This is a genomic window from Synechococcus sp. BA-120 BA3, assembly GCF_034931285.1.
Lineage (GTDB): Bacteria > Cyanobacteriota > Cyanobacteriia > PCC-6307 > Cyanobiaceae > Cyanobium.
Window position 1 is genome coordinate 1 of sequence record NZ_JAYGHZ010000097.1, and the last position, 4364, is coordinate 4364.

The 4364-nt window shown below is 73.4% G+C and carries 5 protein-coding genes and 1 pseudogene; 2 read left to right on the forward strand and 4 right to left on the reverse strand.

All coding sequences use genetic code 11. From position 1 onward, the window contains the following. From VB737_RS05620 to egtB, 4 genes and pseudogenes are all read right to left on the reverse strand, one after another. A pseudogene (locus VB737_RS05620) lies at window positions 1–271 on the reverse strand (hypothetical protein); the annotation flags it as partial. Further along, window positions 268–504, reverse strand: a complete 237-nt coding sequence (locus VB737_RS05625) for a hercynine metabolism small protein (RefSeq protein ID WP_094584291.1) — start codon at window positions 502–504, stop codon at window positions 268–270. The gene VB737_RS05625 and the pseudogene VB737_RS05620, both read right to left, overlap by 4 nt. Further along, window positions 501–1472, reverse strand: coding sequence for an L-histidine N(alpha)-methyltransferase (egtD, locus tag VB737_RS05630; RefSeq protein WP_500311852.1), 972 nt, complete (start codon window positions 1470–1472; stop codon window positions 501–503). Before egtD ends, VB737_RS05625 begins: the two co-directional genes overlap by 4 nt. Then, window positions 1466–2716: an ergothioneine biosynthesis protein EgtB gene (gene egtB / locus VB737_RS05635; RefSeq protein WP_500311853.1), complete on the reverse strand. Its 1251-nt coding sequence runs from the start codon at window positions 2714–2716 to the stop codon at window positions 1466–1468. Before egtB ends, egtD begins: the two co-directional genes overlap by 7 nt. A 78-nt stretch (window positions 2717–2794) precedes the next feature. Here egtB and VB737_RS05640 point away from each other — a divergent pair, with 78 nt between their 5' ends. Together VB737_RS05640 and VB737_RS05645 are read left to right on the forward strand one after the other, a co-directional pair. After that, complete coding sequence (locus VB737_RS05640) at window positions 2795–3823, forward strand: cysteine synthase A (RefSeq protein ID WP_500311855.1); 1029 nt, start codon at window positions 2795–2797, stop codon at window positions 3821–3823. Next, the coding region (locus tag VB737_RS05645; protein WP_500311856.1) for a protein kinase domain-containing protein at window positions 3820–4364 on the forward strand (545 nt) is incomplete at its 3' end. The genes VB737_RS05640 and VB737_RS05645, both read left to right, overlap by 4 nt.

Consider the following 4364-nt stretch of genomic DNA (forward strand, 5'->3'; position numbering starts at 1 on the left):
GGTGGTGGTCCACCAGCACCACCCGCACCGGCTGGGCCCGGCCGGTGCGCTCCTGCCACTGGCGGATCTCCTCGGCCAGCCGCAGCAGTTCGCGCCGCTGTTCTTCCGCCTGCTGGCGCAGGCGCAGCCGTTCCGCCAGCAGCTGCCGCTGGCGGTCGCGGGCGGCCTGCTCCCGCAGCAGCTCCTCCTGCTGGGGATTGGTGCGCAGGAAGCCCTCCAGCTGCTGATCCAGCCGCGCCTCCAGTTCCTCCAGCCAGCTGCTGCCGCTCATGGCACCGGTTCGCCGGGGGCGCGGGTGATCAGGGGCGCCTCGATCTCCTCCTGCAGGGGGGTGATGGCCGCCTCCCGCGAGCGCAGCAGCAGCTGGGTGAGCCGGGCGATGGCCCCTTCGCCCAGGTCCTGCTCGCCGATGCGGTCGAAGGCCCGGCGGTACAGATCCTCGAGTTCCTCGATCAGCCCCTCGCGCACCCCGCGCATCGACTGACGCTGCTCCTCCCTGCTCATGGCGTGCTCCGGTGCTGTTCCGAGTCTGCCTGCACCAGCAGGTGCAGACAGAAATCGCCGGCGGCATCGCTCCAGCGGCCCGCCCCCCGCCAGCCGGCCTCGGCGGCCAGGGCGAGGAAGGCCTCGGGGGCGTACTTGTGGCTGTACTCGGTGATCAGCGGCTCGCCGGCCGCGAACGGCCAGGCCTGCCCCGCCAGTTGCACCTCCAGGTCGCGGCGGCTCACCAGGGCCATGGCGATGCGGGACTGGCCGGCGTCCCACCAGGCCCGGTAGTGGAAGTCGTCGGGGTGGAAATCGCCCTCCAGATCCCGGTTGAGCCGGGTCAGCAGGTTGCGGGCGAATGCTTCCGACCAGCCGGCGGCGTCGTTGTAGGCCGCCTCCAGCCGCTCCACCGCCTTGGGCTGGTCGATGCCGATCAGCAGGCGGCTGTCCGGCCCCAGCAGGCGGCGGAACTGGCGCAGCAGGTCCCGGGCGCCGGCGGGGTCGAAGTTGCCGATCGAACTGCCCGGGTAGAAGCCCAGCCGGCCGTGGCCCGCCAGGGCGGGGTGGTCGGGCAGCTGCTCCAGGCGGCTGTAGTCGCAGCAGATGCCGAGCACCGGCAGGTCGGGATGGCGCTGCTGCAGGGCCCGGCAGGCGGGGGCCAGGTGGTCGGCGCTGATGTCGAGGGCGACATAGGCGGCGGGCTCCAGGGCGGCCAGCAGGGGGCTCACCTTGCGGGCGCTGCCGGCCCCGAACTCCACCACCACCCCGGGCCCGAGGGCGGCGGCCAGCTCGGGCGCCCGCGCCTCCAGCAGGGCCGTCTCGGTGCGGGTAAGGCCGTATTCGGGCTGCTCGCAGATGGCATCGAACAGGCGGGACCCCTCGGCGTCGTACAGCAGCCAGGCCGGCAGCTGCTTCGGGCGCCGGCCCATGCCGTCGATCACCAGCCGGGCCATGTCGGCCGGCTCGGGATGGAGGTCGATCAGCATGGGGCGCCGGTACGGTCGACAGCGCCGTCGCGGGCCAGCCGCACTCCGGCCGCCATCCAGCGGCAGTGGGGCCCGAAGAAGTTGCGGTAGGTGGGGCGGGCGTGGCCCGCCGGGGTGAGGAAGCCGCTGCCGCGGAGCACGAACTGGGAGGTCATGAACTTGCCGTTGTATTCCCCGACGGCACCGGGGGCGGGGCGGAAGCCCGGATAGGGCCGGTAGGGGCTGGCGGTCCATTGCCAGAGGGCGCCGAAGACCTGGGGCAGGGGGCGGCCGTCCGGTCGGGCGGCTTCCGTCACCACCAGCTCCCATTCGGCCTCGCTGGGCAGCCGGCCGCCGCTCCAGCGGGCGAAGGCATCGGCCTCGAACCAGCTGATGTGCCGCACGGGCGCCTGGGGGTGCCGCGGCCGGCGGCCCGCCAGGCTGAATTCCCACTCCCCGCGCCAGTAGCGGGGCGCGCTCCAGCCGTGCTGCTGCACCAGCGCCCAGCCCTCGCTCATCCACAGCTCCGGCCGCCGGTAGCCGTCATCGGCGATGAAGGCGGCGTAGGCCTCGTTGGACACCAGGGTTTCGGCGAGGCTGAAGGGCTCCAGCCACTGGCGGTGCCGGGGGGCTTCGTTGTCGAAGTGGAAGCCAGCGCCGGCGTGGCCGATCTCCACCAGCCCGCCGGGGTGGGAGCGCCAGCCGCCGGCGGTGTCCGGCGCCCCGGCGCCGGGGGGTTCGACGCCATAGGCGGGCTCCAGCGGGTTGCGGCTGAAGCCGTCGAGCAGATCCATCAGCAGCAGCTCCTGGTGCTGCTGCTCGTGCTGCAGCCCCAGCTCCACCAGCTCCAGCAGGGGGGCGGCGGCATCGGCTGGGCCGCGATCCAGCTCCAGCAGCAGCGTCTCCAGCCCGGCGTCGACGCGCCGGCGCCAGGCGAGCACCTCGCCGATCGCCGGCCGGGTGAGCAGGCCCCGTTCGGGGCGGGGGTGGCGGCTGCCGACCGCCTCGTAGTAGGAGTTGAACAGGTGGCCCCAGCGGCGGTCGGGCGTGGCGTGGCCCGGCAGGTGGGGCTCCAGCAGGAAGGTCTCGAAGAACCAGGTGGTGTGCCCCAGGTGCCACTTGGCGGGGCTGGCATCGGCCATACCCTGGAGGCAGAGGTCCTCGGGCTCCAGGCCCTCGATCAGGCGTTCACTGTGCTGGCGGACCGCCTGGAGCCGTTGCAGGAGGCAGGTGATGTCCGCCGGCGCGTGTGCCCTGGAACCCATCGTCCTGCCGTTCTCTGGGGCCGACCTTAGGGATGTTCCCTACGATCCGGCCACGCAGCCATGGAGAAGGCCAGCCGCATGGGAGCCCACAGCGACGGCATGAGCACCGGGATCACCGAGGGCTTCAGCGGGGCGGTGGGCCAGACGCCCCTCATCCGGCTCCATGCCCTCAGCGCCCTCACCGGCTGCGAGATCCTGGGCAAGGCGGAATTCATGAACCCCGGCGGGTCGGTCAAGGACCGGGCCGCCCTGGGCATCCTCCAGGAGGCGGAGGCCAGCGGCCAGCTCAAGCCGGGGGGCACGGTGGTGGAGGGGACCGCCGGCAACACCGGCATCGGTCTGACCCATCTCTGCAATGCCCGCGGCTACCGCTGCCTGATCGTCATCCCCGAGACCCAGTCGGCGGAGAAGATCGGCCTGCTGCGCAGCCTCGGCGCCGAGGTGCGGACGGTGCCCGCCGTGCCCTACAGCGACCCGGCCAACTACGTGCGCCTCTCGGGCCGCATCGCCGAGGAGACCCCCGGCGCCGTGTGGGCCAACCAGTTCGACAACCTCGCCAACCGGCGCGCCCACTACGGCAGCACCGGCCCGGAGATCTGGCAGCAGACCGGGGGCCGGCTGGATGCCTGGGTGGCCGCCACCGGCACCGGCGGCACCTATGCCGGGGTGGCCCTCTATCTCAAGGAGCAGGATCCCAGGGTCCGCTGCGTCCTGGCCGATCCCTGCGGCAGCGCCCTCTACAGCTGGGCCACCGAGGGCACCCTGAAGAGCGAGGGGAACTCCGTCACCGAGGGCATCGGCAACAGCCGCGTCACCGCCAACCTGGAGGGGGCGCCGATCGATGACGCGGTGCGCATCGACGACCCCATGGCCCTGCGCACGATCTACGGCCTGCTGTGGCAGGAGGGCCTGTTCATGGGCGGATCGGTGGGGATCAACGTGGCCGCGGCGGTGGAGACGGCCCGGCGCCTGGGGCCCGGCCACCGCATCGTCACCGTGCTCTGTGACAGCGGCGATCGCTACCGCTCCCGCCTCTACGACCACGGCTGGCTGGCGGGCCGAGGCCTCGAGCAGCCCCAGCGTGGCGGCGCGGCCCTGATCCCATGAGCGCAGCCCCGGGCCAGGTGATCGGCGGCCGCTACCGGCTGGAGCGCTGTCTTGCGGCGGAGTCGGGCGGCCCCCAGGGGGAGCTGTGGCTGGCGAGTGACCAGCTGGCCGCCGATGCGCCCGTGGCTCTGCGCCGCATCGGGCCGGAGCAGGACCAGGCCCGGGCCCGGGAGCTGTGGTCGCGGCTGCAGGGGGTGCTCCATCCCCAGGTGCCCCGCATCGGCGCCGTGATCGAGGCCGACGACCAGCTCTGGCTGGTGCGCGAGTGGCAGGCGGGTCGCACCTACGAGCAGCTGCTTGAGTTGCGCGCCGAGCGCCAGCTCGTGTTCGGGGCGGGGGAGGTGCTGCTGCTGCTGCGCCAGCTGCTGCCGGTGCTCGCCGCCCTGCACAGCCAGGACCTGCTGCACGGCGACCTCAGCCCCGCCAACCTGCTGCGCCGCGACAGCGACGGCCTGCCGGTGCCCCTGGATTTCGGCCTGGTGCGCGGCACGTCCGGCGGCCCCGCCGGCGAGCGGCTGCTGGGGGCCACCCCGGGCTACGC